This window comes from Paenibacillus ferrarius (assembly GCF_002027705.1).
Taxonomy (GTDB): Bacteria; Bacillota; Bacilli; order Paenibacillales; family NBRC-103111; genus Paenibacillus_E; species Paenibacillus_E ferrarius.
Genome location: NZ_MBTG01000003.1, coordinates 141,390 through 167,840 on the forward strand (window position 1 = coordinate 141,390; position 26,451 = coordinate 167,840).

Genomic DNA, 26,451 nt, shown 5'->3' on the forward strand with positions numbered 1-26,451 from the left:
TAAAGTTGCAAAAAATCCAAGTATTACTAGCCGATGATAATCGTGAGTTTACCCATTTATTATCTGAGTTCATCAGTGAGCAAGAGGACATGGAAATTGCAGGCGTTGCGTACAACGGTAATGAAGTTCTTCGCTTTCTTGAACAACAGCGTGAGTTGCCGGACGTACTCATTTTAGATATTATCATGCCTCATTTGGATGGTCTGGGTGTACTTGAAAAAATGCGTGAAATGAATCTTCCATCCCAACCGAAAATCATTATGCTGACTGCCTTTGGCCAAGAAAACATAACACAGAAGGCTGTACAACTTGGAGCATCTTATTACATACTAAAACCTTTTGATATGGAAACGTTAACGAATCGGATTCGTCAGCTTGTTGGAAGCAATCAAGCGTCGTCAACAACTTCAACTACACGTGCCAATGTCGTACATATGCCAAAAGGTAAAAATTTGGACGCAAACATCACGAGCATCATACATGAAATCGGCGTTCCTGCGCATATTAAAGGATATCAGTATCTCCGTGAAGCGATTACGATGGTGTACAACAACATTGAGATCCTCGGTGCGATCACCAAAACCCTGTACCCAGCTATCGCTGAGAAGTACAAAACGACGCCTAGCCGCGTCGAGCGTGCGATCCGTCATGCGATTGAAGTCGCTTGGACGCGCGGCAACATTGATTCGATTTCATTTATCTTCGGATACACGATCAACATCTCCAAGTCCAAACCAACGAATAGCGAATTTATCGCGATGGTGGCTGATAAGCTGCGCATTGAGCATAAGGTTTCTTGAGAGGGTTAGGAGCTTTGAGACGAATGTATGCTGAAGGGATGGAAGTAATATCTAGTTAGGATTTGAAGATCATTGACTTTGTTTGATATCTAGCTTTTCCATCTTGCCCAATAAACCTTATGGTTTATTGGGTTTTTAATCTTGCGTATTTTCATTATCATACCCCCGAGTGGGAACTATGTTCCCTTATTCATAGCCCAAACAGCCATTTGGCTAGTCAGACGGAACTACGATACGCTATTTTGTCTAATTTGCCGGAATTTCACCCTCGAGAAGTAGAATAAAGGATCTTAGTTCCCTTTCAGCTGGAAAATTCGGATTTTAAGTCAAATAGAGGATCGTAGTTCCTTTTCAAATGAATGCTACTGCAATTCCCACCTCCTGAACGCTATTTGCAGCAAAAATCTCGCAAAGGTAATTCAACTGGCACAATAGGAATAAATAGGTATATAATTTACGAGGATCAGCTAGTTTGCTAGTGAGGTCATATCGATTATTTTGAAAACTTGATTTATCAACTAGAAATACTGGAGGCTTCTAAATGTTTCGCGCAAACACGACCAAGAAATACTTACATGCAGCATTAAGTCTATTCGTTCTATTCGCGGCAGCGGGCTGTGCACAAGCAACAGCAAAACCTGCAGCAGGTTCTGTTGCATCACTGCCAGTGGAAACAGCGCTGGCGTCGCCGACTCCGACAGATTTCAACAAGCGACTCATCCCGGCCAAAATAGTGAGGGTTGTTGATGGGGACACGATGAAGGTGTCGTTCACGGAATCTGGGAAAGTTAAAGAGGAGACGATTCGATTGCTTCTGGTGGATACACCTGAGAGTGTAGCTCCAGATAAGCCTGTTCAGCCTTTTGCCTTGGAAGCTTCAAAGTATGCTAAGGATATTTTAACGAATAAGGACGTCAAGCTGGAATTAGATGTGTCTGAGCGTGATAAGTATGGCAGATTGCTTTGTTATCTTTATATTGGGGATAAGATGTTTAACGAGATGCTGCTTGAAAATGGCTATGCCCGCGTTGCCTATGTATATCCGCCTAATGTGAAGTACGTAGATCAATTTCGGGAGATCCAAAAGACGGCACAATTAAAAGGGATCAATATATGGAGTGTAGAGAATTATGCGCAAGAGGATGGTTTTCATGAAAAAGCTGTGAAGACCATAACTAGCCCTGCTCCCACCGCTCAACCAAAAGCAAGCCTGAAACCTAGTTCATCCCCAGTCCCTAAGACTGAGACGAAGGAGCATTCCGAAGTGTACTACAATAATTGTACAGAAGCGAAAGCAGCGGGTGCGTACAATATTAAAAAGGGCGAGCCAGGCTACAGCTCCAAGCTTGACCGGGATCAAGATGGTGTAGCGTGTGAAAAGTAAGCCATATTCAGAAGAAAAAGCTACCTGAGCCAAGGCTCGAAGGTAGCTTTTCTTTTATTTATGAAGAACTACCATACGAATGCGCTAGTGATGATAACCAACAAAATGAAAAGAACCAAAATTGCAGCAGAAGAGTTATAACCTACTCCAGTTCCACAACCAACTCCACCAACTCCACCAACTCCACCTACACCGCCAACTCCGCCTAAATAAGCCATTTAAATCACCCTTTCATAAGGAATTCGTCTGTGTACTACAAGATTAATGTATGTCATATGCTTAAGGATGTTTGGGCAAATGGGATGATTGTGCTAATGTCCCTATTGGACAAACCTTCGGAATTTTAATCTTATTTTCATGTAACACTATGGATAAAGGAGTACAATGGGGTTATTCACAAATTGGACAAAAATAGATAGGAGTGATCTTTGTGAAGCTGTTCAGAAATTTTCTTCAAGGATTCTTTTTTGCTTTTGTTTCAATTGGTGCATTGCCTTTTTTGTTGGTCAAAGCCTTTTTTGAGACATATCTTTGATAGGAGGACTGCGACGCAATGAAGTTCGAGCTCGGTCGGTGCTTGTTGAATGAACGGTTGCGTGAATGTGGCATGACCGTTCAGGATCTTGCGCATATTCTAAACTACAAGCCAGAAAAGATAAATGATTTCATCGAGAATAAAAGAATCATGCCGTTGAAGTCGGCCATCCATATTGCCAGCGCGTTAAGCTGTGATGTGAAGCAGTTGTATGAATTAATTTAAATCCAAATGAAGATCATATGAGAAATGAGAGGGCGCTGCTAGAGCTGGGCGTTCTTTTTGCATAGGTAGCTTTCACCGATAATTATAAGATCTCATAAAATCTTGGAACCTTACGATGAACATTTACGTTATACATCTAGTCATCTATTTTCAATGGGAAAATGAAAGGACCAATTCTGAAGAAATAAGCTTGGAGGCCGCGAAGTTGTTACTGATATGGATAGGCATTATTGTCGTACTTGCAGGTGTAGTTGTACTTTTTATGAATGTTTATCCGCACTTTGGGCGAAAACCATCGAAAGCCAAGATACAGGAGCTTTCTCGTTCGGCCCAGTATGTGAATGGGAAGTTTGAGAATGTTGTTCCAACGATGATGGATACGAGCTTCAAAACAACGGTAAGCATTTTACGTGATTTTATCAAAAGCAGCCCTAATCGACGTCCGTCAAGTCCGCCGGTCATGGATGTGCCTTCTTTCAGCAAAGATAAGGAAACGAAGGTTACGTGGTTTGGCCACTCGGCGTCTCTTTTAACGTTGGATGGGAAGTCCTTGCTCTTAGATCCTATGTTTGGCAAAGCACCTTCGCCATTTCCATGGTTCGGTAAGGGAAGATATAGTGGAGGCTTGCCTTTTGAAATTGCCGAACTGCCTGAGATAGATGCTGTTCTATTGTCACATGATCATTATGATCACTTGGACTATGGGACGATAATGAAAATAAAGGATAAAGTAGGAAAATTCATTGTTCCTCTCGGGGTTGGCAGTCATTTGATTCGATGGGGCATCCAGCCAGGGAAAATTGAAGAGCATGATTGGTGGGACGAGTTTACGTTCGAAGGGCTAACACTCGCTTGTACGCCGGCAACTCATTTCTCGGGGAGAAGCTTAACGGATCGTGGAGCTACACTATGGTGTTCTTGGGTGATTGAAGGGTTGAATTCTAAGATCTTTTTCAGCGGGGATAGCGGATACACTCCTCATTTCAAAGCCATTGGCGAGAAGTACGGACCTTTTGATCTGACACTTATGGAGTGCGGGCAATATGATGATCGTTGGTCGGATATTCATATGATGCCGGAAGAAACGGTTCAAGCTCATTTAGATGTCAAAGGCAAGCTCATGATTCCGATTCACTGGGGAGCATTCACCTTGGCGGTTCACGATTGGAATGATTCGGTTTCGCGTGTTGTAAGAGCCGCGTATGCCAACGAGGTAGCTATTGCAACGCCGAGAATGGGCCAAACGATTCATGTACATGCAGCTGAATATCCACAAGCGCCTTGGTGGAGTTAAGGATGCAGAGGTTGAGAACTGGATACTGAGTCAACCTCATGGTATTATGGATTAGGTTGGAAGTTCGATGGATCAGGAGAGAAGAAGAAGCTATGGATGAACAAAAAAGGGAAAGAAAGTTTCATTTTCTGGGTGTACTGCTAGGTGTAGCTGTTGATAACATAGGAACTTATATATCGACTGCGTTATTTGGCAGTGTTTATTTCGCAGGAAAACCGGTAAATGAAGAAACGATTAATGCGATTTATTCAAATGTTGGATTATTGCTTCTGCTTATGGTTATGGGCTTATTTTGGTCATTTTTTGGTGGATATATCGCGGCTAAAGTCGCAAGACGTGCTGAATATTTCAATGCTGCTATTATAGGTGTGATCGGCGCAGCAATAGGATTTGATTCGATGTTGACGGATCATGGGATTCCATTATGGTTCGAGTTAATCGGCTTCGTTGTGATTATTCCGATTTCATTGTTAGGCGGGTATGTGGCACTAAAGAGAAAAAAGACACCTTTAAAATAAGCAAAGAAAAAAGACTCGGTGCTGAACCGAGTCTTTTTCTTCAGCTTGTTGTCGTAGGGATGTGAGCAAGCATGGTGGCTTTCACTTTACTGATGGTTTCATTCAAATCCATGTTCTCAAACACATGCTCACAATCTTTGCGATAGGAAACTTCTTCTATGTAGTGATTCATGTAGTGGTCGATGACATCTGTAGGGGTATTATGCGCCAGCAGGCGTTCCATAATCGTTTGTTTGCTGACATAGATGAACAATCGAACGGCGTTTTCTCCATAAATGTATTTGAAACGGTTGGCTGCGTAGCGATTGACAATGACGTAGATGAAACCATTTTTGCTAAGGGCGTCGTCAATATCGGCTTTTTTGATACCGTAAAAATGACCATCAATTTCAGCAGTTTGAAAAAATTCTCCGGCGATATCACTATCAATAAAGGCTTTGCGAGTAATGAACGTATAATCCTTGCCGTTGACTTCTTTTGGTCTTGGTGTGCGTGTTGTATAGGAAACAACGGAGGAGAAGCCAAGCTCTTGGGCAATACGGTGGGCGATGGTTTTGCGACCCGAACCGCTTGTACCGGTAAAAACAAACACCAATCCATTGTCAGGACGACTCATATCAATTCCTCCTTCACATAATGAAAGCGATATCTTGATATCTCTATTATAGTATGAAAATTCAGATAATTAAAGAGATTCTTTTGTGATTGATATTGAATCCTAGGTTATGAGATCGTGTATAATAGAAAGAAGAATCAGGCTTAAATTAGAAAGGATTTTGAATATGCCCAAATTTGTGAATGCGAGTGCGGAAGCGACCGCTTTTTTACGTCAAAAGACAGGCAGCAGCTTGCTGGAATGCTTTACTTATATTGATCCGGAGCATGAGGAGCTAAGTTTTTTTGTCGTAAAAACGAGCAACAAGCTCATTCATGTTTCCTTTGGGGAAATCACCTATGACCGGGCAAATTATCAAAGTTTAATAGAGGGGCTATATCGTGCTATCTATGAATAAAAACGTGACAAAGCCTCTTCATAGATGATAGGATGATCCTAATTGCATATCAAAGGTTCTAGGTGCTATATATATGAAAGTGATATAGTTAAATGGGAAGACCGGTGAGAAACCGGCACGGACCCGCCACTGTAATAATCACGCCGCATGAAGACGGCAACTCTTAGCAAGATGTCACTGGGTGTGAACCTGGGAAGACGCGAAGGGAGATTAAAGTCAGGAGACCTGCCTAGATCAACAACACAATAACCCTACGAGGAATTAGGGAGTGTTAGAGATCGGTTACTCCAGTTATATTAACGTGTAGTAATTTACGAAGCATTTCTAACATATCTCATGTTGGACGTGCTTTTTTTGTTTGTTTATTAACGGGAAAGGGTGATCCGAATTGGCAGGAAAATTGCTCATTATTGGCTTTGGCCCAGGGAGCTACGAACATATTACGAAGCGCGCGCGTGAAGCCATTCAAGAAAGCGAAGTAATTATCGGCTACAACACTTATGTTGATTTGATTGCAGGTCTGCTTTCAGATCAGCAAATTGTGAGAACGGGAATGACCGAGGAAGTAAGCAGAGCGCAAGAGGCTGTTAGACAAGCCAAGCTAGGTAAGAAAGTGGCGGTCATTTCAAGTGGAGACGCAGGTGTCTATGGGATGGCTGGTCTCGTGTATGAGGTACTAATGGAGCAAGGGTGGAAGCGCGAGGGCGGCGTTGAGGTTGAAGTCGTGCCTGGCATTTCATCTGTTCATTCCACGGGTTCATTGCTTGGAGCGCCAATCATGCACGATTCTTGTACGATCAGTTTGAGCGATCACCTTACACCATGGGAGTTGATCGCGAAGCGGGTGGAAGCCGCGGGGATGGCGGATTTCGTCATCGCCTTGTATAACCCGCGCAGCGGGAGAAGAACGAGACAAATTGTTGAAACACAAAAGATACTACTCAAATATAGATCTCCGTTAACGCCGGTCGGTATTGTGAAAAGCGCCTATCGGGACCGTCAACACATCGTGGTGACTACGCTCGAAGATATGCTGAATCATGATATTGGCATGCTGACGACGATTATTATTGGGAATTCGGCCACCAAGCTGTATGAGGGACTTATGATTACACCTCGCGGCTATCAGCGCAAATATACGCTAGGAGCGGAAACACAACCGCTGAAACCGCATCAACGTCTGAAATCAGAAGCAGAGCCTTGGGCTCTCGAGCAATTGGAAGAAGAACAATTCACAGAATCTCATGATGCGTACGATGAGGAAAACGAGTTCATTGATGAAGAGGATGAAGAAGCTGCGGGAATCGAAGAACCGGTCCTGCTGAAATCCTCACCGAGTCCATCTACACGTAATTCACTAGAATTAGCAATGGAAGCATTACAGTTAGTTTCTCAGGGAACTGGAAGCAACACTGCCGTAGAATTTAATACTCATCTGACCGCAACGCAATCTATCTTTGAGTTTGCCGTTAGCCCGGGTATCGCGAATAAAAAGTTATCCGCCGTTCAGTTAATTGCCATCGGTGAGATTGTCGGAGAGCGCGGAGATATTGAATACTCGCCTCATCACCAATTGATTGTGCGGGTTCAAACCGATAATCCGCAGCAAATCACTACAGAGTTAAGCGCTCTAGGCTTGCTGCTTTCACCAATTGGCGACGTAGCACAAATTAAAGCGTGTGATTTCTGCAATTTGGAAAAAGGGGATTCAATTCCTTATGCGGAAGCGATCCACAACCGAATTGGTCATCTGGAAGTGCCCAAAGAATTGAAAATTGGGTTTAATGGGTGTGGAATGGCTTGTTACGGCGCGGTGCAACAAGATATCGGCATCGTGTACCGCAAAGAGAAATTTGATTTATTTCTTGGCGGAAAGACAGTCGGAAGAAATGCACATGCGGCTCAGCCTGTAGCCGAGGGCATAGACCCGGAAGAACTGGTTGAACTAGTGACACGAATTGTTGAACGGTATCAAAAAGAAGGACATCCGAATGAGCGTTTTCATAAATTTTTCAAGCGTGTCAAAGAGATTGAAGGGTATCGTCATCAAGAGGCGGTTGGTTTTGTCATCGAAAATGCGCTTTGCGGGGATTAAGTAGAGGAGGAAATAGGGATGAATGCAGTTTTATTTGTGGGTCATGGAAGTCGGGAAGAAGGCGGGAATGAAGAAGTACGTCTCTTCGTTTCGGAGATTGCAAGCAAGATGAAGGAACAAATTGTAGAAACTTGTTTTCTTGAATTTGTACAGCCAACGATTATGCAAGGCATTGACCGTTGTATTGAATTAGGCGCAACGCATGTTGTGGTGATCCCGATTATTTTATTTGCAGCAGGCCACGCCAAAATCCATATCCCGTCAGCGATTGATGATGCCAAGCAGAAATATCCGTTAGTGAAATTTACATATGGAAGACCGATTGGCGTTCATGAGCAAATTCTTGATATTTTAACATCGAGAGTAGAAGATCTTGGTATACATGTGAAGGAGGAATTAGCAGAAACGGCGCTATTAATCGTAGGCCGGGGAAGCAGTGACGCTGATGCCAATAGCGATCTCTTTAAAATTTCACGTTTGTTTTGGGAAAAGCTTCAAGTGAAATGGGTCGAAACGGCTTTTATTGGCGTAACCGCGCCTTTGATGGATGATGGTGTAGAACGATGCTTGCTGCTCGGAGCTAAGAAGGTAATCGTACTGCCGTATTTCTTGTTTACAGGTGTATTGATCCAACGGATGGAAAAGATGGTTGAAGGATATAGAGTTGCGTATCCAGATAAGCAATTCCAGTTAGCGCCATATTTTGGCTTCCATCCGCTGCTGCAAGATATTCTGATCGGCCGGGCACAAGAAGCGCTTCAGGATGAAGTGAAGATGAATTGTGATATGTGCCAATATCGTCTGGAAGCTATGAAGCATATCGACCACCATCACCATCACGACCATGATGATCATCACCATCATCACGACCATGACCATGACCACGACCACGATCATCACCACGATCATGGACACGACCATGACCACAATCACGATCACCATCATGACCACGACCACGCTCACACTGGAGGCGGCAAATGATGATTCTCGTACTTGCAGGTACAAGCGATGCCAGGGAGCTGGCTTTGGGAATTCGTGCAGCGGGTTATGAAGTATTGACCACGGTCGTAACGGAAAGTGCTGCGAAGAGCATGGAGACAGAAAGCTTGCCTGTCCTGACAGGACGCTTGACGTCTGAAGACATGAAACAGCTCATCGAACAAAAGGGGATTCGCATTGTTGTTGATGCGACACATCCTTTTGCGGAAGAAGCTTCGAAGAATGCTATGGCCGCTGCTAAGCTTGCTGTCGTCCCCTATGTGCGCTTCGAACGTCAAAGCTTGTCGATTGAGCAAGGCGCTCTTGTCACAACGGTAGACGACTATAAACAAGCTGCTGAGCTGGCAGCTGATAAACGTGGGAATATTATGCTCACAACTGGCAGCAAAACATTAAAAATCTTTGCTGATCGTCTGATCGGACTTCCGGATACTAGACTTATTGCTCGGATGCTGCCTCGTCAGGACAATATGGAGAAGTGTGAAGAGCTAGGGATCGAGCAAAAAAATATTATCGCTATGCAGGGACCATTCTCCAAAGAGTTGAATAAAGCACTCTATGATCACTACAAAGTGACTTTGATGATCACCAAAGAAAGCGGAAAAGTCGGAGCTGTGGATGAGAAACTGGAAGCAGCTTTGGAGATGGGCATACCGAGCATTGTAATCGGCAGACCTGAGCTTGAATATGGAACGCTGTATTCGGATTTCAACGGTGTCATTCAATTTATTAATGATCGTACTCAAAAGGAGGACTAACTCGCATGGATTTTCATACAGAATTTAAACCACTAACCGTTCAACCACAGGAAATTGAAGAGAAAAGCTTTGAAATGATTACAGAGGAACTGGGCGAGCATCCCTTTACAGCGGAGCAATATCCGGTTGTTCAACGGGTTATTCACGCATCCGCGGACTTTGAATTGGGACGCAGTCTCGTTTTTCATCCGCGAGCCATTGAGGCAGGTATTGCTGCGATTCGCGCAGGTAAAATTGTTGTGGCCGACGTTCAAATGGTCCAAGTCGGTATCAGCAAGCCTCGTATTGAGCAATTCGGCGGCGATGTCAGAGTGTATATCTCCGATAAAGATGTGATGGAGGAAGCGAAGCGCTTAAATACGACGCGGGCCATTATCTCCATTCGCAAAGCGATCAAAGAAGCGGACGGAGCCATCTATGCGATTGGAAATGCACCTACGGCATTGCTGGAATTAATTCGTCTTGTCAAAGAAGGAATTGCCAAACCTGGGCTGATCGTCGGCGTGCCGGTAGGATTCGTATCCGCAGCGGAGTCCAAGGACGAATTGGCCAAGCTGGATATTCCGTTTATCACGAATATTGGCCGTAAGGGCGGCAGTCCTGTTGCCGTGGCGGCAGTCAATGCGCTGTCGATCATGGCGGCGCGTAAGGAGTAGCGCCTATGCAGGAAGTACCGGACAAGCCGCTGCGTCACGGCTATACCACCGGCTCCTGCGCAACCGCAGGAGCGAAGGCTGCTCTGCTGGCGCTCATCGAGCAAGCGCCGCAAACGCTCGTGCACATCCGTATCCCCATCGGGGAAACGGTCGAATTTGTCCTCCACAGCTGCAACTTTACGCCGCTGTGGGGTGAGGCCACCGTGATTAAGGACGGTGGCGATGATCCCGATGCGACGCACGGTGCGGAAATTATCGTGCGCGTGAGCTTCCGTGCCGAGCCCGGCGTCGGCATAGATGGCGGCGTTGGCGTGGGGCGCGTGACGAAGCCCGGCCTGCCGGTAGAAGTCGGTCAAGCTGCGATTAATCCGGTCCCGCGGAAAATGATCCGCGAAACCGTGCAAGAGGTGCTTGACCAATACGAGATCGAGCACGGTGTAGACGTGCTCGTTTCTGTTCCCGCCGGCGAAGAGATCGCCAAGAAGACGCTCAATGGGCGTCTAGGCATCCTCGGCGGGATCTCGATTCTGGGCACTCGCGGCACCGTAGTGCCATTCTCGACCGCCGCCTACAAGGCGAGCGTCGCGCAGGCGATCCGCGTTGCGGTGAAATGCGGCTGCGAGCAGCTGGTGCTGTCGACCGGCGGCCGGACGGAAATTTACGGTATTCAAATGTATCCGGAACTTCCGGAGGAAGCCTTCATCGAGATGGGGGATTTTGTTGGATTTGCTTTAACGCAAGCGCAGCGCCAAGGCATTCGCAAAATTACTCTCGTTGGCATGATGGGGAAATTTTCGAAAGTGGCCCAAGGCGTCATGATGGTACATTCGAAGTCGGCAGCTGTGGATTTCGAATTTCTTGCCCAAGTGGCGATTGAATCAGAGGCGCCAGATGAGCTTGTTGCAGAAGTAAGAGGTGCGAACACGGCCTCGCAGGTTGGGGATATGATGGCTGCGCAAGGCTATTTGCGATATTTTGAACGATTGTGCGAGCGCTGCAATTTGGCTGGACTTGAAGAGGTAGGTCGAGACGGGTTCGATCGCATAGAAACGGTCATTATTTCAATGAAAGCCGAGCTTTTGGGGAAATCGGCCATGGTGAAAAGCAGTGGGAATGGAGAGATGGGATACGAATGAGTACAAATGTGAAAGTGATAGGAATCGGAGATAACGGTCAAGGGAGCCTAATCCCTTTATATAGCAAGTGGATCAACGAATGTGACGTTTTGGTTGGCGGTGAGCGCAACCTGGCTTTTTTCCCGAACTTTTCCGGGGAGAAAATCGTGATTAAAGGCAGCTTGCCTGAGCTTATACAAAAACTTCAGGCGGAGGAACGCTCGGTCGTTATTTTGGCGTCGGGCGACCCGCTGTTTTATGGCATAGGCGGTTATGTGGCGAAGAAGCTGGAAGGCGTACAGTTTTACCCAGCTGTCAGCTCGATTCAATTGGCGTTTGCCCGCATGGGGGAAAGCTGGCACGACGCGTATATCACGAGTGTACATGGTCGCAGTATCAAGGGCTTGGCACAGCGGATTGACGGTAAAGACAAGATAGCGCTCCTCACGGATGAAACCAATTCTCCCAGCGCCATTGCGTCGTATTTGCTTTCTTATGGCATGACGGAATACCGGGCTTTCGTTGCGGAGAACTTGGAGGGAGACGAAGAACGATGCGGTTGGTATGAACTGGAGCAGCTGCGCGAAGCTTCGTTTTCCCCACTAAATGTTGTGATCTTGAAAAGACAATCAACAGGTCCTGTATGGCCGCTAGGCATCGAAGATGATCAATTTGCCCAACGCAAGCCAGATAAGGGGCTTATTACGAAAAAAGAGATACGCGTCCTAAGCATTAGCCAACTAGGTCTTCGCGCGGATAGCGTTGTCTGGGATATTGGCACGTGTACAGGCTCTGTTGCCATTGAGGCGGCTCGGATTGCCCGTGAAGGCGCTGTATTTGCCATCGAGAAAAACGAAGACGATCTTCGCAACTGCCTGGAAAACAGCGCGAAATTCCGCGTGGATTTAACGGCTGTACACAGCAGAGCGCCGAAGGGCTTGGAAGGCTTCGCAGATCCGGATGCCATCTTTATCGGTGGAAGTGGCGGAGAAATGGAAGAATTGCTGGCGGTTTGTGCTTCCAGGTTGAAACCAAACGGCCGTATTGTTCTGAACGCTGCAACAATAGAGACGCTTTATGAAGCGGATAAAACATTTGCCAAAGTTGGCTTCACGACGCAAATCTCGCTTGTCCAGGTTTCGCGCAGCAAACCGATCTTACATATGAAACGATTTGATGCCCTGAACCCCATCTACATCATTACCGCAGAGCGCAAGCAGGCAGATAGCGAGGGAGAAAGCAGCGATGAGTAAACTTGGAACACTTTATGGTTTGGGTGTTGGTCCTGGTGACCCGGAATTGATTACAGTGAAAGCGTTCAGGTTGTTAAAAGAGTGCCCGGTTATCGCATATCCAAGAAAGAAACGCGGCGCGAAAAGCTATGCTTTGGCCATTACTGAGCTTTATGTGAATACAGAGCAAAAAGAGATGATGGGCCTAACGTTTCCGATGACTAGGGATAAAGAAGCGCTCGAAATGCAGTGGACGAAAACGGTTGAAAGTGTCTATGCGCATTTGATACAGGGGAAAGATGTTGCTTTTGTAACGGAAGGCGATCCCATGATTTACAGCACCTACATCCATTTGATGCGCCTCATGAACGAACGTCATCCGGAAGTCAAGGCTGTTTCTATTCCTGGCATATCGTCTATTAACGCCTCAGCTTCTCGCTTAGGGATCCCGCTGGCGGATGGTGATGAACAAATTGCCATCGTTCCGGCGATGGATGACTATGGCAAGATGCGTAAAGCGATTGAAGAGCATGATTGTGTCGTGTTTATTAAAGTAGCAAAAGTCATTGATTTAATGCTGTCCGTTCTTCGTGATCTTAACCTTGTGAACAAAGCCTCTGTGTTAACCAAAGTAACTTCATCCGAGGAAGAGATTTGGCGGAATGTGGACGAGCTGCAAGGACGGGAATTGGAATATTTAACTTTGATGGTGGTGAGAAAATAGATGAAACTTTATATTATTGGCGCGGGTCCTGGCGATCCCGATTTAATTACGGTGAAAGGCTTGAAGCTGCTTCAGGAAGCGGACGTTGTCATGTACACGGATTCGCTTGTGAATGAGGAGCTGATTGCCAAAGCAAAGCCTGAGGCGGAAGTGCTGAAAAGCTCGGGCATGGATTTGACAGAAATGGTCGCAATCATTGTCGATCGCTTGAAGCAAGGCAAAATGGTTGTTCGTGTTCATACGGGTGATCCGGCTATGTTCGGTGCTACGATGGAGCAGATTGCTTTGCTGCGTAAAGAAGATATTGGATATGAGATTATTCCCGGCGTCAGTTCTGTTTTCGCCTCTGCCGCGGCTGTTGGCGCGGAATTAACCATCCCCGATCTAACTCAGACAGTGATCCTAACGCGTGCCGAAGGACGTACGCCGGTTCCTGAGCTTGAGAAATTGCGCGATCTTGCCGCACATCATTGTACGATCGCTTTGTTCTTGAGTGCGACCCTGATCAAGAAGGTAGTGAGCGAGTTTATGGAAGCGGGATGGAGTGAAGATACGCCTGTTGCAGTCGTACAGCGTGCTACATGGCCGGATCAGCTTATTGTTCGCACCACAGTAGGACAACTAGAAGCAGATATGCGAACACATGGTATTCGCTCTCATGCGATGATTCTGGCGGGATGGGCGCTGGACCCGGAAATTCATGGGAAAGAAGAGTATCGCTCCAAATTGTACGACAAATCATTCACACACCGCTTCCGCAGAGGTGTTAAACCATGACGATAAGCCTCAAAGAGGGAGTAGTCCCGGAAATTCGTCAACAGAATGATTATGCGGTTGTGGCTATCACGAAGCATGGTGTTGAAATTGCGCGCAAGCTGAATGAGCAGATGAGCGGCACGGATGTTTATTACATGAGCAAGTTTACCAAAGGTGATGAAGAGCAGCGCTCAATTCAACTGTTTGAGGGTAGTGTGCGCATGTTGTTTCCTGCTCTTTTCCCTGCTTATCAAGGACTTATCATCATTATTTCGCTGGGTGCAGTTGTTCGAATGATTGCCCCCTTGCTCAAGGATAAGAAGAAAGATCCAGGGGTTGTTGTGATTGACGATAATGGGGAGCACGTTATAAGTGTTCTCTCCGGTCATTTGGGCGGAGCCAATGAGTTAACGCATGAAGTTGCCGCAGCGATTAACGCCAAAGCCGTCATCACAACAGCTTCCGATGTCCAAAAAACGATTCCTGTCGATCTCTTTGGCCGTCGTTTCGGATGGGTATGGGAATCAGCCGATAAGCTGACACCGGTCAGCGCGGCAGTTGTGAATGAAGAAAAGATTGCGGTGATCCAAGAATCAGGCGAGCCTAACTGGTGGACGCATGACCGGCCGATCCCGCCGAATATACAGAAATTCAGCTCTGTTGAAGAAGGACGGGCTAGCAGCCCCAATGCGGTGCTGCTCGTCACGCATCGTCTGCTCCAGCAGGAAGAGATGAGTATTCTCACGAACGGCGTCTTGTATCGACCTAAAGTGATCGTGTTAGGTATCGGATGCAATCGCGGAACTTCTGCCGAGGAAATTGAACAAGTTATTCGTGAGACACTGGATGAGCTGTCTTTTTCAATACGTAGTGTTAAAGCCGTCTGCACCATTGATTTGAAGCAGGATGAAGCAGGCTTGCTTGAGGTGACGCGTAAATATGGCTGGGAGTTCAACTATTACACGCCCGAGATGCTGAACACAGTAAGCGTAGAAGCACCTTCTGAAATAGTATTTAAGTTCACAGGAGCTTATGGTGTGAGTGAACCGGCTGTGAAGTTATACACCGGCCATAATAAGCTGGCTTTAATTAAGAAAAAAACAGGGAATGTCACCATTTCTGTAGGCTTGCTCGAATTTGGTGCTGCCAAAGAGGATGAGCGAGGTGGCTTGTAATGGATCGCAGGCTTGTAGTTGCCGGTACAGGCAGCGGTGTCGGGAAGACAACGTTGACGATTGGTATTATGGCTGCTTTACAGAAGCGAGGACTTGCTGTTCAAGGGTTTAAATGCGGCCCGGATTATATTGATCCAACATATCATACAGCTGTGACAGGAAGACCTTCCCGCAATTTGGATTCTTGGATGGTCCCGCGTGAAGCGGTGAAAGAAATATTTCAACGCGGCAGCAGCGGCGCTGATATTTCGCTAATCGAAGGCGTCATGGGCATGTTTGATGGCAAGGACCCCTTGTCCGATGAAGGAAGCACAGCAGATATCGGGCGACTTCTTGGAGCGCCGGTTATCCTTGTTGTCAATATTGCGAGCATGGCAAGAAGTGTTGCCGCGATCGTGCGAGGGTTTCAGCAGTTTGGTCAAGGCGATCGGATTGTTGGCGTAATTGCTAACCGGGCAGGCAGCGAGGGGCATTATAAGATGGTGAAACTAGCGATTGAACAGGAATGCGGAATTCCTGTGTTCGGCTACTTGCCAAACGATGCCGGCATGGAGCTCCCTGAACGGCATTTGGGTCTTGTTCCCTCCATTGGGCGTGGAGAGCTGCAGCCATTTTTTGACCAATTAGCAGATAAGGTAGCTGGTCATATAGATCTGGATCGGCTGCTTGAAGCTGCGGTGGCTGAACCGATCGAAAGTGGGTCGCACTTATTCTCAGCTGGAGATCGTCCACAATCAAAGCGTGTCAAAATCGCGATTGCCAAAGATGCAGCCTTTCATTTCTATTATCCCGAAAATTTGGAGCTGTTAGAAGCAAGCGGGGCAGAGTGCATTTACTTTTCTCCACTGGCAGGTGAAGCAGTTCCGCTTGAAGCGGACGGGTTATATATCGGCGGCGGGTTTCCCGAAGAGTTTGCGGAACGACTTGCAGCGGATGAAAGCGTTAAGTCATCTGTCAGAAACCGAATTCTTGACGGCATTCCTACCCTTGCGGAGTGCGGAGGTTATATGTATCTGACGGAGTCGATTGCCGATACGGCCGGAAATGACTATCCGATGGTTGGCATCGTTCCAGGTAAAGTCACGATGCAGAAGAAGCTGGCTGCGTTAGGATATCGGGAGGTTACAGGAGCTGAGGGGAATTTCTTGCTTTCGTCCGGCGCACAAGCCCGCGGTCATGAATTTCATTATTCGACCATTCAACTGAATGAGCAGGCAGACGGGCAGGCGGCCTTTCAATCCAAAGGCAGGTTGGGAACCAAAGCGGAGGGGTACTTGCTCAGTAATTTGGTTGCTGGCTATACCCATTTGCATTTTGCATCTAATCCCCATATCGTGAGCGCTTGGCTGGAAGCGTGTGTAAACTATCAACGAAAGCGCAATTAACAATGAAACCCCTTAGCTAGTCAGCTAGGGGGTTTCGGTTTGCGTGAGGCATTATTTTATGAAAGTCAAAGCTTGGTCCGCAATGGATTGTTTGTAGCGGTCAAGACAGTTGCAAAGGTAATCTTTGCGGCAAATCGGGCAAGGTTCTTTCATCAGTCTATTCAAATCAGTTACTTTGCCGATGCCTGTTTCGGAATCTCTCTCGAAGAACAGACGGCATTTATTGCGGTCTTTCAACGAAACGACGACCTCGAAAAGGCCATTTTTTTTATTGTCACTAACGATTGTTGCATCTACTACTTGCGGATCATATGCCATATGAAATTCCTCCTAAGAGTTTTGCTTCAGCAAAACTTGTTACGTCAGCTTAAGCATAAACTTGCATGCCCATGTCTTTGTTCGCTTGGGCGCGTTAGTATATTATATAAATAAAAAAGATTTTATTCAATAGGAGGTCCTATAACGTGATCATGGACTATTGTGAACAGGAAATTTTGGAAGAAATGGTGCAGGTCCATATAGGACTTCAATTCGAAGATGAGCCTGACTCCTTGTATGTAGCACAGTTAGCTGTAGGGGATGATGGTTATGTGACAGAATGGAAGTTGTTTTTTAATGGGTTTGATTGCAAATATACGTTTCGTCCCGATGAAATTGAAGCTTTAATTCACTATGCAAGCGAGCATGGAATTGTCATTCAAGCACTTAAATCCTCATGAAAAAAGGAATCGTCCCCATGCGAATGGTTCAAATTCCTTGATTTGTGCTTATGCTGTTGTTTGGCTTGCAGTTCCTTCAAAGTAGGTGTAGCTTTGGAGACCGGATTTAAACCATGCCAGTGCAGCCGTTGAAGGGATGGATCAAGCTTGCCTTCGCGTAAACAGCGCTGCCTTTGTTTCTGTGCTTGAGTTCGGGACATGTGATTACCTCTTTTCTTCTTATACGTTTTGTTTTACGCTATATCTACTTTATTTTAAACAATTAATGCAGCGGCAGCAATGGAAAGATTGCTTAAAATCAGTTGTTATTTTAGTTGGCTTAGGGGGAAATGCTATGCGTATTCAAGTTCAATTGGCCATCAACGGTGAAACAGTCAAGCAGGACGTGCTTGAGATTGCTGAGCAGAAGCTTGGTGAAATGACGGATGAAGAAATCGAAAGTGCGATTGAAGTCAACATTCGGACATGGATGGATCGGATGGTGCAGGTGGAATGGGAAGTTATCGAGGAATAGAGTGCGAATAGAGCGCTGAATGGAATAAATAAATGGCTAAGAGCCCCGGATGGGATATCCCAATCGGAGCTCTTTTTGCTGCGGAAGCTATGTATGTTTAGTGAGCGATGTTGTCTACTCCTGTCTTCTGCAAGGCATGTTCCCAACTTGGATAGTAATAGAGGGCGTTTTTCATTAGATCAGGGTGCAGCTTCTTCACATTCTTTTTGGCTAGTGATTCCCCGGTGTTGTGAAGCTGTACAATTTGGCCTAAAACCTCGTCTGCGCTCATGTTTAGCTCCATGGATCGTGATCTCCTTTCCATAAGAATATAACCCAATAGTTGCCATCTAATTGGCAATTTATACATAGAAGTTTGTAGTTAAGGTTAAAATAACGGCATCCTGCAACGAAAGGGAAGTCGGTCTGCCATGAACTGGTCCTCACTGTCTTTGTTTACTTCAAAACCGCTGCCTCTTTGCAAAGGAAAGATAAGCGTAGGCGCGATTACGAAAGTATTGCTGCGTGATTTACCGCCTGGTAGAATCGTCGTTCTTCAGCATCGCGACCTGGATGAAGTCGTGGCTCAAGAGCTTATTGACCATAAAGTAAAAGCTGTTATTAATTGCCTGACGACGATGAGCGGCGCCTATCCGACCCAAGGACCGCTCATGCTGCTGCAGGCGCAAATTCCGATTTGGGAAGTAGACAGCTCGATGTTCGATATTTTTACAGCGAACTCGGAAATAGCTATATACGAAAATGAGGTTCGGATAGGTCACTTTCATATGGCCTGCGCGTCTTTCACCAAGGAGAAATGGCTCCATTTCCAGCAGCTCGCGCATGCGCAATCAAGTCAACTGCTTGAGCAATTTATTGAAAATTCCTTGACCTATGCGATGCGTGAAAAAAAAGCTGTTCTGGAGCCGCTGCCATTGTTGCCGCTGCAAACCGAGATGACAGAGAAACATGTGCTTATTGTTTCCAGAGGAAAAGGCTACAAGAAGGACCTACTGGCTGCCAAAGCATTCATTGCTGAAGTCAAACCTATTCTTATCGGAGTTGATGGGGGAGCTGACGCGCTGCTTGAATTAGGCTATCAGCCACATTTCATTGTGGGCGATATGGATAGTGTGACGGATGAAGCGCTGCTTTGCGGAGCGGAAATCGTTGTGCATGCTTACCCTGATGGTACATCTCCGGGACTCGTCCGCACGAATTCACTCGGACTGTTTGCTCACGTATTGCCCTGTTTTGGCACAAGTGAAGACGCTGCCTTGTTGTTAGCCAATGAGCATGGAGCGCAGTGGTTGGTTACGGTGGGAGCGCACACGCACATGATTGATTTTCTGGAAAAAGGCCGAGAGGGAATGGGCAGCACGCTGCTGGTGAGAATGAAGATTGGAGCCAGACTGGTGGATATTAAAAGTATTGGGGTTCTATATAAGAAGCCTCATTTCTGGAGAAGAGAAGCAGTTACGACCATAGTGCTCTCGCTCTTCTTTATTGCGATTGGTTTTTTGCAAATGCACTGGATTTTGGGACGCATCGCCCATGTCGTGTGGCGTTTAGGGGGAGACTGATGAAACCTTTCGTATCGATTATTATTCCGGCCTGGAATGAAGCGGATGTCATTGAGGAAACGCTGGAGCATATCCAGAGGCAAGTGAATGTTGCTTCGCGAGAAAAACTCAGGATTGAAGTGATTGTCGTGGATGACGGGAGTCGGGACAACACGTATGAAGCGGCTTGGCCATGGGTGGACAAGCTGGTGAAGCATTCGCGGCGCCGCGGCAAAGGAGCGGCGCTGCAGTCTGGCGTCGCCAAGGCGCGCGGCGACCTGCTGCTCTTTCTGGACGCCGATCTGCGGGCTACGGCGGCAGAGGCGTTCGTCCTCATCGAGCCGCTGCTGCGGCGCGAAGCGGACATGGCGATAGCGAAGCTGCCGCCGTCCGGCGGCAAAGCTGGCTTCGGCTTGGTGAAGGGCTTAGCCCGCCGCGGCATTTACCGGCTCAGCGGCTACGCAACCGAAGCTCCCTTGTCCGGACAGCGCGCGGTGCGCGCTGATCGGCTGCGGGAGCTGGGGAAGTTCGCTCGCGGCTTCGGCGTCGAAGTCGCGCTGACCATTGATGCGGCGCGCAGCGGCCTGCGCATTGTGGAGCTGAACGTGCCCATCACGCACCGGGAAACGGGGCGGGATTGGCACGGCTTCCTTCACCGCGGCAAGCAGTTCGCCGCGGTAGGGTTCACGCTGCTGGCTCGCTGGAAGGGGAGGAAGCGGGTATGGGTCTCATCGGATCAATCCTCGATCTGATTGTGCTTGCTGCCGCAGGGCGATGGCTGCTGCCGCACGTATACAGGTTTCTGACGGCTCATGGGCAACTGGAACCCAATTATGCTGGCCTGATGATTCCAAGAGGGATGGGGATCGTGCTTTGGCTGCTTCTGTGGCTTCAGGAGCTGATGCTGCAGGTGGCAGCTTGGGTGCTGCAGAGTAATAAGTGGATGTGGTCAGCCAATTTAGGCAATTTAGGAAGTCAACTGCCTGATTGGGAAGCAACTAATCGCACGTATGCGCTGGCGGCGACGATCATTTTCTTGCTTGGGTGGACGGATGATGTCATTGGCAGCAAAACGGTAAAAGGGCTAAGAGGTCACTTCAAGTACTGGATTGAAAGTAAAACCGTGTCTATGGGGGCGGTCAAAGCAATAGGGACACTAGCTGCTGCAATCTGGCTTGTGATTTCGCTCCGAAACGGAGAAACCCCCATCTGGCAGATGGGGGTGCAGCTTCTTTTGCTCGCTCTGATGACGAACGCCCTGAACTTAATGGATGTTAGGCCGGGACGTTCGTTAAAAGTGTATGTGGGCATTGCTTTATTGGTCGTGGTTGTTGGTTTGCTCGGGATGACGATCCCGATGATTGGCTTGCTGCCAGCGATGCCTGTTTGTATAGGTGCGCTGCTATTGTACAAATCCGATATTGGAGGACGCGGGATGCTGGGTGATGCGGGCGCTAATTTGCTCGGTTTTACCCTTGGCTACGGGGTGATTCTATCTTTTCCATGGCTGGCGCAATGTGTGATGATGATAGGACTCATCTTCCTGCATCAGCTTGCCGAGGCAAGCTCCCTGACGAAACTTATTGAGCGGAACCGTTTCTTGAATTGGTTAGACCGATTAGGCCGGACTTGAAGGTTCGGTCTATTTGCGGCGTTTGGGTTTAAAACGCGGTGCAAGATAATTGCGTTTGCGGTCGCGAAAAAAGGTCCAGCCGCCGATAAAAGCAACGCCTAATAGAAATAAAATCAAGCCTAGAAAAAATTTCCCCCAAAGGAAGTGACCATCCAGATTAAACTGGGCAAAAAAAGCATCTTTCATGGCTAGAAACCCATAAGTGGCTGTCAAACCAGGAATAACGAGGAGTAAAATGGCAATAAATCGATAAAATGGGGCTCTCATAGCTGCTCCTTACTGTTTGGTCTCATGTTATTTCTATCATCATACTCTGAATCTGTTAGTGTGTCTATTTCACAAATAAGACTATGATTTCGAAGTCAAAAAAGGGTAATATAATAGAGAGTAATGGTTACATATGTGGAAAGCGAATGCCAAATAAGGAGGAATTACGAATGAGTGAACATAGATATGATGTCGTTGTCTTAGGCGGAGGAATTGGTGGCTACACCGCTGCAATCAGGGCTGCACAGCTTGGCAAGACAGTAGCAATTGTGGAAAGAGAGAAACTGGGTGGCACCTGTTTGCATCAAGGCTGTATTCCAAGCAAGGCATTGCTGCGCAGTGCAGAAGTTTATGCAACCATGCAAAAAAGTGAGGAATACGGGATCACGGCACAATCCGTTGAACTGAATTTTGATCGTGTTCTGGCACGCAAGCAGCGCATTGTGGATCAACTGCACCAAGGCTTGCAATTTCTGATGAAGAAAAATAAAATCACGGTGCATGCAGGCAATGGCCGGATTATTGGACCTTCGATCTTTTCTCCGCGCAGCGGCGCTGTTTCTGTTGAGAAAGAAGACGGAGATATCGAAACGCTTCTCTCGAGCAATTTGATCATTGCTACCGGCTCCAGACCGCGCAGCCTGCCAGGTCTTGCGATTGACGGCACGCACATTCTGACAAGTGAAGATGCGCTGCGAATGGACGAGCTGCCGAAGTCAATTATTATCGTAGGCGGCGGTGTCATCGGGGTGGAATGGGCATCCATGCTGCGTGATTTCGGCGTAGAGGTGACCATAGTAGAGCTTGACAAGCGGTTGGTTGCGTTGGAAGACGCAGATATTTCGAAGGAGCTGGAACGCTTATTCAAGAAGCGTGGCATTAACCTAGTCACAGGTGCTAAGGTTCTTGCGGATTCGGTGAAGATTGAAGAAGGTGCTGTTACCCTGCAAGCGGACAAGCAAGGGGAAATCATTGAATTAAAAGCTGACAAGGTGCTTGTTTCTGTTGGCCGTATGGCGAATGTTGAAGGAATTGGACTCGAGAATACCGACGTCAAGATTGATAAAGGTGTCATTCGTGTAAATGCCTTCATGCAAACGACGGAATCTCATATTTATGCAGTTGGCGATGTGATTGGCGGACTGATGTTAGCCCATATGGCCGGACATGAAGGAATTCTGGCGGCAGAACATATTGCCGGTCAAACCCCTCATGAGCTGCAAGCTCATCTTGTCGCCAAATGTACGTACACAAGACCTGAAATTGCCAGCGTCGGATGGACGGAGCAGCAAGCTATAGAGCAAGGACATAAACTCAAAATTGGCAAGTTCAGCTTTAAAGCGATAGGGAAAGCTCTCGTTTATGGAGATACGGATGGATTTGTTAAAGTCATAGCAGACAGTGAAACGAACGATATTCTAGGTGTTCATATGATTGGGCCAAGTGTGACAAACAGCATTACGGAAGCTGCTTTGGCGCAAGTGCTGAATGCGACACCATGGGAAGTTGGCCAAACGATTCATCCACATCCAACATTATCGGAAGCTTTAGGCGAAGCGATGCTCGCCGTGGATGGGATTGCAATTAGCGGATAAAAATTGTAATCATAAACATTTGCGTTTATAATAAGCTTATAGAGTCAAGTCTTAGGACCAGGTATTAAGTTTTGGTCATTAAAATTTCTTAAGGAGGCAAACTCCATGTCCGTTAGTCAACTTTATAAGCACCAACAATTAGATTTATCAGATGATGAAGTCATTCGTATGTATAAAGTGATGAACCTTGCTCAGAAATATGATGAGCGGGCTTTTATGCTGCAGCGCGCAGGGAAAATCCCTTTCCATGTGTCCGGTATGGGGCAATATGCTGGTCAAGTAGGGATGGCTTTCGCGATGGAAGCGCAAAAGGATTATTTCCTTCCTTATTACCGTGATTATGCTTTCGTTCTTTCCGTTGGCATGACCGTGAAGGATCTTATGCTTGCCGTATTCTGCAAAGCAGAAGATGTGAACAGCGGTGGACGGCAAATGGCTGGACATTTTGGCGATAAGAAAAATCATATCGTCACGGGTTCCTCTCCGGTAACGACGCAAGTTCCTCACGCCGCAGGCATTGCGCTGGCGGCCAAGATGAAGAAGCAGGATTTCGTCACGTTCGTTTCTTTTGGAGAAGGCTCCAGCAACCAAGGAGACTTCCATGAAGGCTGTAACTTTGCAGGGGTTCACAAGCTGCCGGTTATTTTCGTTTGCGAAAATAATCAATATGCGATTTCCGTTCCCCTACATAAACAAGTGGCAGGCAAAATTTCGGATCGTGCATTAGGCTATGGCTTCCCTGGCATTCAAGTCGATGGGAGCGATGTTCTGGAAATGTACCGTGTGACGAAAGAAGCAAGAGAGCGGGCCGTTCGCGGCGAAGGTCCAACGCTGATCGAGATGGTATCGTACCGTCTTATGCCGCATTCGACATCGGATGATGATATGCTCTACCGCACCAAAGAAGAAGTTGAACAGAACCGTCAGAAAGACGGGATCGTGAAATTCAAAGAATATTTGATGGAATGCGGACTTTGGAATGATGAGCTGGATAGCGAGCTTCAGGAACTTCAAAAGCAAGAGATCAATGAAGCGACAAAGTATGCGGATCTTGCGCCTTATCCGAAGCCGGAAGATACGCTTCTCCACGTTTACGCAGAAGGAGATGGCAACTAATTATGGCAGTTATTACTTATTTGGAAGCAATCCGCTCTGCGATGCAGGAGGAAATGAAGCTTGATGATAATGTCTTCGTTCTAGGAGAAGACGTAGGGAAAGGCGGAGTCTTGAACACAACCAAAGGACTTCGCGACCTATTCGGCGAAGACCGCGTGCTTGACACTCCGCTGGCGGAGTCGGCAATTGTAGGGGTAGCCATTGGCGCAGCGATGTATGGGATGAAGCCAATTGCCGAGATTCAGTTCGCCGATTTCATTTTCCCGGCAACGAATCAAATTCTGAGCGAAGCCGCGAAAATCCGCTATCGCTCTAATAATGACTGGACGTGCCCGATTGTCATTCGTGCGCCTTACGGGGCGACAGGAGCAGGGGCTTTGTATCATTCCCAATGTCCAGAGTCTGTTTTCTTCGGCACGCCAGGTGTGAAGATCGTAGCGCCTTCCAACCCTTACGATGCCAAAGGGCTGCTGAAAGCGGCTATCCGTGATGCTGACCCCGTGCTCTACTTCGAGCACAAGAAATGTTATTTGGCGCTTTCTGCTGACGTGCCTGACGACGATTATATCGTTCCGATCGGCAAGGCTGACGTGAAGCGCCAAGGAACGGACATCACCGTAATCGCTTATGGGATGGTCGTCAACTACGCGCTGCAAGCAGCGGAGGAGCTCGCCAAGGAAGGCATTTCCGCACACGTGCTTGATCTGCGCACGCTGCAGCCACTCGATAAAGAGGCGATTCTGGAAGCGGTGAGGAAGACAGGCAAGGTGCTGATTGCCCATGAAGATAACAAAACAGGCGGAGTAGGCGCTGAAGTTTCTGCCATCATTGCCGAAGAAATCTTCTTCGAGCTTGATGCGCCGATCGCAAGACTATGCGGTCCTGACGTCCCGGCAGTGGGCAGCAACCCTCCGATGGAGAAGTTCTTCCTGCTCAATGCAGATAAGCTGAAGGATGCTATGCGTCAGCTTGCTATATTCTAAATCGTATAAAGGTCTAATTCCAACCGCTTATTTCTATCATTGATCAGTTCCTGAACTTAGGAGGTACACCTATGAATCAAACCAACAGCCGTCTGACAGAGGTTACTGTTCCGCATCTGGCGGAAAGTCTCGTCTCGGCGACCATCGGCAAATGGCTGAAAAAGCCTGGCGATTATATCGAGCAATATGACGTTCTTTGTGAGCTTTTCACAGAAAAAGTAAATACTGAAATGCCTTCCCCCATTGAAGGCAAGCTGGTGAAAATCATCGTCGGAGACGGTGAAACCGCGGCTGTCGGCGAAGCGATTTGTTTGATTGAAGAGAAGGTAGATGCGTCGGCTGTCTCACATACAGAAGCTGTTAGCCCAGTGGGAACTGCGCTGTCCGCCGATACGGACCAAAGCATGCGCGGCCGTTACTCGCCGGCTGTGCAGCGTATCGCGCAAGACAACGGTGTTGACTTGGCGCGTGTTGCAGGAACAGGACTTGGCGGACGCATTACGCGCAAGGATGTTGAACAATTCATCGGCTCCGGCGGCGCTAATGCTGCCCCAGCTCAGCCTGCTGCTGTACAACCGCAGCAGCAAGCGGCAGTTTCCTCTGCGATCGCTGCGGAACAGCCTCAAGCTGCGAACATGCCTGTACGCAGCTCAGGGATTCATCTGTCGGCGAATCCCCAGACTCCGCTGATCGAGGCGGAAGGTCATTCGCTCGACTCGCGTAATGAGCATTTCATTGATGTAACGCCAATCCGGAATGCGATTGCATCCCGTATGCGTCAAAGCGTAACCGAAATTCCACATGCTTGGACCATGATTGAAGTCGATGTTACGAATCTTGTCGTTCTGCGGAATAAGGTGAAGGATGAGTTTATGCGCCGCGAGGGCATTAATTTGACGTATTTGGCCTTCATGCTGAAAGCCGTTGTGAATGCGATCAAAGATTATCCGATCATCAACTCGGTATGGGCTGTTGATAAAATTATCGTGAAGCGCGATATTAACATTTCCTTGTCTGTCGGAACGGAAGATTCCGTCATGACGCCGGTGATCAAAAAAGCGGATCAGAAAAATATCGCAGGTTTGGCTAGAGAGATTGATGAATTAACGAAGAAAACACGCGCGGGGAAATTATCGCTGAACGATATGGTGGGCGGAACGTTTACGGTAAATAATACAGGCTCCTTTGGTTCGATTCTGTCTTATCCGATCATCAATTATCCGCAAGCAGCGATTGTGACCTTTGAATCGATTGTGAAGAAGCCTGTCGTTATTCAAGATATGATTGCCGTTCGCTCGATGGTCAACCTCTGTTTATCACTGGATCACCGAATTCTCGATGGTGTCATTTGCGGAAGGTTCCTGCAGCGAGTGAAAGAAAATCTAGAAAGTTATAATGCGGATACGAAGATTTATTAAA

Annotated in this window: 31 protein-coding genes and 1 riboswitch; of the genes, 25 read left to right on the forward strand and 6 right to left on the reverse strand. The window is 47.2% G+C overall.

Going from position 1 to position 26,451, the window contains the following annotated elements; translation table 11 throughout:
* The first annotated feature begins 5 nt into the window (after positions 1 to 5).
* Both spo0A and BC351_RS04710 read left to right on the forward strand, forming a co-directional pair.
* Complete coding sequence (gene spo0A, locus BC351_RS04705) at positions 6 to 800, forward strand: sporulation transcription factor Spo0A (protein WP_079409561.1); 795 nt, start codon at positions 6 to 8, stop codon at positions 798 to 800.
* A 541-nt stretch (positions 801 to 1,341) separates the two neighbouring features.
* Positions 1,342 to 2,184, forward strand: a complete 843-nt coding sequence (locus BC351_RS04710; protein WP_079409562.1) for a thermonuclease family protein — start codon at positions 1,342 to 1,344, stop codon at positions 2,182 to 2,184.
* 68 nt (positions 2,185 to 2,252) lie between these two features.
* Here the strand turns inward: BC351_RS04710 and BC351_RS04715 are convergent, their stop codons facing one another.
* Positions 2,253 to 2,402, reverse strand: coding sequence for a YjcZ family sporulation protein (locus BC351_RS04715; protein WP_079409563.1), 150 nt, complete (start codon positions 2,400 to 2,402; stop codon positions 2,253 to 2,255).
* Positions 2,403 to 2,737: 335 nt separating this feature from the next.
* On the opposite strand from BC351_RS04715, the gene BC351_RS04720 reads away from it, so the two are divergent.
* The 3 genes from BC351_RS04720 (at position 2,738) to BC351_RS04730 (ending at position 4,756) form a co-directional block, all read left to right on the forward strand.
* The gene (locus tag BC351_RS04720) at positions 2,738 to 2,944 is read left to right on the forward strand and encodes a helix-turn-helix domain-containing protein (RefSeq protein ID WP_079409564.1); all 207 of its coding nucleotides are present in this window, start codon (positions 2,738 to 2,740) and stop codon (positions 2,942 to 2,944) included.
* A gap of 337 nt (positions 2,945 to 3,281) precedes the next feature.
* Complete coding sequence (locus tag BC351_RS04725) at positions 3,282 to 4,238, forward strand: MBL fold metallo-hydrolase (RefSeq protein ID WP_425270900.1); 957 nt, start codon at positions 3,282 to 3,284, stop codon at positions 4,236 to 4,238.
* 92 nt (positions 4,239 to 4,330) lie between these two features.
* Complete coding sequence (locus BC351_RS04730) at positions 4,331 to 4,756, forward strand: hypothetical protein (RefSeq protein ID WP_079409565.1); 426 nt, start codon at positions 4,331 to 4,333, stop codon at positions 4,754 to 4,756.
* Positions 4,757 to 4,796: 40 nt separating this feature from the next.
* Here the strand turns inward: BC351_RS04730 and BC351_RS04735 are convergent, their stop codons facing one another.
* Positions 4,797 to 5,372 (reverse strand): guanylate kinase, encoded by a 576-nt coding sequence (locus BC351_RS04735; RefSeq protein WP_079409566.1) that lies wholly within the window; start codon positions 5,370 to 5,372, stop codon positions 4,797 to 4,799.
* Positions 5,373 to 5,538: 166 nt separating this feature from the next.
* Between BC351_RS04735 and BC351_RS04740 the strand changes: the two genes are divergently transcribed.
* From BC351_RS04740 to BC351_RS04790, 11 genes are all read left to right on the forward strand, one after another.
* Entirely contained in the window at positions 5,539 to 5,769 is a 231-nt protein-coding gene (locus BC351_RS04740; RefSeq protein ID WP_079409567.1) for a hypothetical protein, read from the forward strand.
* Positions 5,770 to 5,812: 43 nt separating this feature from the next.
* Positions 5,813 to 6,016: riboswitch (cobalamin riboswitch) on the forward strand.
* A 141-nt stretch (positions 6,017 to 6,157) separates the two neighbouring features.
* Positions 6,158 to 7,864: a precorrin-3B C(17)-methyltransferase gene (gene cobJ, locus BC351_RS04745; RefSeq protein WP_079409568.1), complete on the forward strand. Its 1,707-nt coding sequence runs from the start codon at positions 6,158 to 6,160 to the stop codon at positions 7,862 to 7,864.
* Between the two features lie 18 nt (positions 7,865 to 7,882).
* The gene (locus BC351_RS04750; protein WP_079409569.1) at positions 7,883 to 8,845 is read left to right on the forward strand and encodes a sirohydrochlorin chelatase; all 963 of its coding nucleotides are present in this window, start codon (positions 7,883 to 7,885) and stop codon (positions 8,843 to 8,845) included.
* Positions 8,845 to 9,621, forward strand: coding sequence for a precorrin-6A reductase (gene cobK, locus BC351_RS04755; protein ID WP_079409691.1), 777 nt, complete (start codon positions 8,845 to 8,847; stop codon positions 9,619 to 9,621). Before BC351_RS04750 ends, cobK begins: the two co-directional genes overlap by 1 nt.
* A 5-nt stretch (positions 9,622 to 9,626) precedes the next feature.
* The gene (locus tag BC351_RS04760; protein ID WP_079409570.1) at positions 9,627 to 10,277 is read left to right on the forward strand and encodes a precorrin-8X methylmutase; all 651 of its coding nucleotides are present in this window, start codon (positions 9,627 to 9,629) and stop codon (positions 10,275 to 10,277) included.
* A gap of 5 nt (positions 10,278 to 10,282) precedes the next feature.
* Positions 10,283 to 11,413: a cobalt-precorrin-5B (C(1))-methyltransferase gene (locus BC351_RS04765; protein ID WP_079409571.1), complete on the forward strand. Its 1,131-nt coding sequence runs from the start codon at positions 10,283 to 10,285 to the stop codon at positions 11,411 to 11,413.
* Positions 11,410 to 12,645 (forward strand): precorrin-6y C5,15-methyltransferase (decarboxylating) subunit CbiE, encoded by a 1,236-nt coding sequence (gene cbiE / locus BC351_RS04770; protein ID WP_079409572.1) that lies wholly within the window; start codon positions 11,410 to 11,412, stop codon positions 12,643 to 12,645. Before BC351_RS04765 ends, cbiE begins: the two co-directional genes overlap by 4 nt.
* A complete protein-coding gene (cobI, locus tag BC351_RS04775) occupies positions 12,638 to 13,348 on the forward strand; it encodes a precorrin-2 C(20)-methyltransferase (RefSeq protein WP_079409573.1) in 711 nt (236 codons plus the stop codon). Before cbiE ends, cobI begins: the two co-directional genes overlap by 8 nt.
* Positions 13,349 to 14,125, forward strand: coding sequence for a precorrin-4 C(11)-methyltransferase (gene cobM / locus BC351_RS04780; RefSeq protein WP_079409574.1), 777 nt, complete (start codon positions 13,349 to 13,351; stop codon positions 14,123 to 14,125).
* Positions 14,122 to 15,279: a cobalt-precorrin 5A hydrolase gene (locus tag BC351_RS04785; RefSeq protein ID WP_079409575.1), complete on the forward strand. Its 1,158-nt coding sequence runs from the start codon at positions 14,122 to 14,124 to the stop codon at positions 15,277 to 15,279. Before cobM ends, BC351_RS04785 begins: the two co-directional genes overlap by 4 nt.
* Positions 15,279 to 16,664, forward strand: a complete 1,386-nt coding sequence (locus tag BC351_RS04790) for a cobyrinic acid a,c-diamide synthase CobB (protein ID WP_079409576.1) — start codon at positions 15,279 to 15,281, stop codon at positions 16,662 to 16,664. The genes BC351_RS04785 and BC351_RS04790 overlap by 1 nt, the downstream gene beginning before the upstream one ends.
* 51 nt (positions 16,665 to 16,715) lie before the next feature.
* Here BC351_RS04790 and BC351_RS04795 read toward each other — a convergent pair whose 3' ends face one another.
* A complete protein-coding gene (locus BC351_RS04795; RefSeq protein WP_079409577.1) occupies positions 16,716 to 16,982 on the reverse strand; it encodes a hypothetical protein in 267 nt (88 codons plus the stop codon).
* 146 nt (positions 16,983 to 17,128) lie between these two features.
* On the opposite strand from BC351_RS04795, the gene BC351_RS04800 reads away from it, so the two are divergent.
* A complete protein-coding gene (locus BC351_RS04800; protein WP_079409578.1) occupies positions 17,129 to 17,383 on the forward strand; it encodes a hypothetical protein in 255 nt (84 codons plus the stop codon).
* On the opposite strand, the gene BC351_RS04805 is transcribed toward BC351_RS04800, so the two are convergent.
* Positions 17,362 to 17,583, reverse strand: a complete 222-nt coding sequence (locus BC351_RS04805) for a hypothetical protein (protein ID WP_079409579.1) — start codon at positions 17,581 to 17,583, stop codon at positions 17,362 to 17,364. The two genes, BC351_RS04800 and BC351_RS04805, sit on opposite strands and share 22 nt — an antisense overlap.
* A gap of 134 nt (positions 17,584 to 17,717) precedes the next feature.
* Here BC351_RS04805 and BC351_RS04810 point away from each other — a divergent pair, with 134 nt between their 5' ends.
* Positions 17,718 to 17,897, forward strand: coding sequence for a hypothetical protein (locus BC351_RS04810; RefSeq protein ID WP_079409580.1), 180 nt, complete (start codon positions 17,718 to 17,720; stop codon positions 17,895 to 17,897).
* Between the two features lie 97 nt (positions 17,898 to 17,994).
* On the opposite strand, the gene BC351_RS04815 is transcribed toward BC351_RS04810, so the two are convergent.
* Positions 17,995 to 18,180 carry a hypothetical protein gene (locus BC351_RS04815; protein ID WP_079409581.1) on the reverse strand — a complete coding sequence of 62 codons (186 nt, stop codon included), beginning with the start codon at positions 18,178 to 18,180 and terminating at the stop codon, positions 17,995 to 17,997.
* A 127-nt stretch (positions 18,181 to 18,307) separates the two neighbouring features.
* Between BC351_RS04815 and steA the strand changes: the two genes are divergently transcribed.
* From steA to BC351_RS04830, 3 genes are read left to right on the forward strand one after another with little or no spacing between them, the layout of a single operon-like run.
* Positions 18,308 to 19,459 carry a putative cytokinetic ring protein SteA gene (gene steA / locus BC351_RS04820; RefSeq protein WP_079409582.1) on the forward strand — a complete coding sequence of 384 codons (1,152 nt, stop codon included), beginning with the start codon at positions 18,308 to 18,310 and terminating at the stop codon, positions 19,457 to 19,459.
* A complete protein-coding gene (locus BC351_RS04825; protein WP_079409583.1) occupies positions 19,459 to 20,190 on the forward strand; it encodes a glycosyltransferase family 2 protein in 732 nt (243 codons plus the stop codon). The genes steA and BC351_RS04825 overlap by 1 nt, the downstream gene beginning before the upstream one ends.
* A complete protein-coding gene (locus BC351_RS04830) occupies positions 20,160 to 21,071 on the forward strand; it encodes a hypothetical protein (protein ID WP_079409584.1) in 912 nt (303 codons plus the stop codon). The genes BC351_RS04825 and BC351_RS04830 overlap by 31 nt, the downstream gene beginning before the upstream one ends.
* 9 nt (positions 21,072 to 21,080) lie before the next feature.
* Here the strand turns inward: BC351_RS04830 and BC351_RS04835 are convergent, their stop codons facing one another.
* The gene (locus tag BC351_RS04835; RefSeq protein ID WP_079409585.1) at positions 21,081 to 21,338 is read right to left on the reverse strand and encodes a DUF2627 domain-containing protein; all 258 of its coding nucleotides are present in this window, start codon (positions 21,336 to 21,338) and stop codon (positions 21,081 to 21,083) included.
* A gap of 170 nt (positions 21,339 to 21,508) precedes the next feature.
* On the opposite strand from BC351_RS04835, the gene lpdA reads away from it, so the two are divergent.
* From lpdA to BC351_RS04855, 4 genes are all read left to right on the forward strand, one after another.
* On the forward strand, positions 21,509 to 22,933 hold the full coding sequence (gene lpdA / locus BC351_RS04840; RefSeq protein WP_079409586.1) for a dihydrolipoyl dehydrogenase: 1,425 nt from the start codon (positions 21,509 to 21,511) through the stop codon (positions 22,931 to 22,933).
* A gap of 105 nt (positions 22,934 to 23,038) precedes the next feature.
* The gene (locus BC351_RS04845) at positions 23,039 to 24,049 is read left to right on the forward strand and encodes a thiamine pyrophosphate-dependent dehydrogenase E1 component subunit alpha (RefSeq protein WP_079409587.1); all 1,011 of its coding nucleotides are present in this window, start codon (positions 23,039 to 23,041) and stop codon (positions 24,047 to 24,049) included.
* Positions 24,050 to 24,051: 2 nt separating this feature from the next.
* Entirely contained in the window at positions 24,052 to 25,032 is a 981-nt protein-coding gene (locus tag BC351_RS04850) for an alpha-ketoacid dehydrogenase subunit beta (protein WP_079409588.1), read from the forward strand.
* 71 nt (positions 25,033 to 25,103) lie between these two features.
* Entirely contained in the window at positions 25,104 to 26,450 is a 1,347-nt protein-coding gene (locus tag BC351_RS04855; protein ID WP_079409589.1) for a dihydrolipoamide acetyltransferase family protein, read from the forward strand.
* Position 26,451: the final 1 nt, after the last annotated feature.

What these genes read in the sequence shown, in the direction of transcription:
- BC351_RS04740 (WP_079409567.1), top strand. Translation starts at nt 5,539, where the DNA reads ATGCCCAAATTTGTGAATGCGAGTGCGGAAGCGACCGCTTTTTTACGT.
- BC351_RS04720 (WP_079409564.1), top strand. Translation starts at nt 2,738, where the DNA reads ATGAAGTTCGAGCTCGGTCGGTGCTTGTTGAATGAACGGTTGCGTGAA.
- steA (WP_079409582.1), top strand. Translation starts at nt 18,308, where the DNA reads ATGAACTGGTCCTCACTGTCTTTGTTTACTTCAAAACCGCTGCCTCTT.
- BC351_RS04805 (WP_079409579.1), bottom strand. Translation starts at nt 17,583, where the DNA reads ATGTCCCGAACTCAAGCACAGAAACAAAGGCAGCGCTGTTTACGCGAA.
- BC351_RS04785 (WP_079409575.1), top strand. Translation starts at nt 14,122, where the DNA reads ATGACGATAAGCCTCAAAGAGGGAGTAGTCCCGGAAATTCGTCAACAG.
- BC351_RS04850 (WP_079409588.1), top strand. Translation starts at nt 24,052, where the DNA reads ATGGCAGTTATTACTTATTTGGAAGCAATCCGCTCTGCGATGCAGGAG.
- BC351_RS04810 (WP_079409580.1), top strand. Translation starts at nt 17,718, where the DNA reads ATGCGTATTCAAGTTCAATTGGCCATCAACGGTGAAACAGTCAAGCAG.
- BC351_RS04830 (WP_079409584.1), top strand. Translation starts at nt 20,160, where the DNA reads ATGGGTCTCATCGGATCAATCCTCGATCTGATTGTGCTTGCTGCCGCA.
- BC351_RS04815 (WP_079409581.1), bottom strand. Translation starts at nt 18,180, where the DNA reads ATGGAGCTAAACATGAGCGCAGACGAGGTTTTAGGCCAAATTGTACAG.
- BC351_RS04760 (WP_079409570.1), top strand. Translation starts at nt 9,627, where the DNA reads ATGGATTTTCATACAGAATTTAAACCACTAACCGTTCAACCACAGGAA.
- BC351_RS04790 (WP_079409576.1), top strand. Translation starts at nt 15,279, where the DNA reads ATGGATCGCAGGCTTGTAGTTGCCGGTACAGGCAGCGGTGTCGGGAAG.
- BC351_RS04765 (WP_079409571.1), top strand. Translation starts at nt 10,283, where the DNA reads ATGCAGGAAGTACCGGACAAGCCGCTGCGTCACGGCTATACCACCGGC.
- BC351_RS04795 (WP_079409577.1), bottom strand. Translation starts at nt 16,982, where the DNA reads ATGGCATATGATCCGCAAGTAGTAGATGCAACAATCGTTAGTGACAAT.
- cobM (WP_079409574.1), top strand. Translation starts at nt 13,349, where the DNA reads ATGAAACTTTATATTATTGGCGCGGGTCCTGGCGATCCCGATTTAATT.
- BC351_RS04835 (WP_079409585.1), bottom strand. Translation starts at nt 21,338, where the DNA reads ATGAGAGCCCCATTTTATCGATTTATTGCCATTTTACTCCTCGTTATT.
- BC351_RS04750 (WP_079409569.1), top strand. Translation starts at nt 7,883, where the DNA reads ATGAATGCAGTTTTATTTGTGGGTCATGGAAGTCGGGAAGAAGGCGGG.
- cobI (WP_079409573.1), top strand. Translation starts at nt 12,638, where the DNA reads ATGAGTAAACTTGGAACACTTTATGGTTTGGGTGTTGGTCCTGGTGAC.
- BC351_RS04845 (WP_079409587.1), top strand. Translation starts at nt 23,039, where the DNA reads ATGTCCGTTAGTCAACTTTATAAGCACCAACAATTAGATTTATCAGAT.
- BC351_RS04855 (WP_079409589.1), top strand. Translation starts at nt 25,104, where the DNA reads ATGAATCAAACCAACAGCCGTCTGACAGAGGTTACTGTTCCGCATCTG.
- BC351_RS04730 (WP_079409565.1), top strand. Translation starts at nt 4,331, where the DNA reads ATGGATGAACAAAAAAGGGAAAGAAAGTTTCATTTTCTGGGTGTACTG.
- BC351_RS04710 (WP_079409562.1), top strand. Translation starts at nt 1,342, where the DNA reads ATGTTTCGCGCAAACACGACCAAGAAATACTTACATGCAGCATTAAGT.
- BC351_RS04825 (WP_079409583.1), top strand. Translation starts at nt 19,459, where the DNA reads ATGAAACCTTTCGTATCGATTATTATTCCGGCCTGGAATGAAGCGGAT.
- BC351_RS04735 (WP_079409566.1), bottom strand. Translation starts at nt 5,372, where the DNA reads ATGAGTCGTCCTGACAATGGATTGGTGTTTGTTTTTACCGGTACAAGC.
- BC351_RS04715 (WP_079409563.1), bottom strand. Translation starts at nt 2,402, where the DNA reads ATGGCTTATTTAGGCGGAGTTGGCGGTGTAGGTGGAGTTGGTGGAGTT.
- cbiE (WP_079409572.1), top strand. Translation starts at nt 11,410, where the DNA reads ATGAGTACAAATGTGAAAGTGATAGGAATCGGAGATAACGGTCAAGGG.
- cobK (WP_079409691.1), top strand. Translation starts at nt 8,845, where the DNA reads ATGATTCTCGTACTTGCAGGTACAAGCGATGCCAGGGAGCTGGCTTTG.
- lpdA (WP_079409586.1), top strand. Translation starts at nt 21,509, where the DNA reads ATGAGTGAACATAGATATGATGTCGTTGTCTTAGGCGGAGGAATTGGT.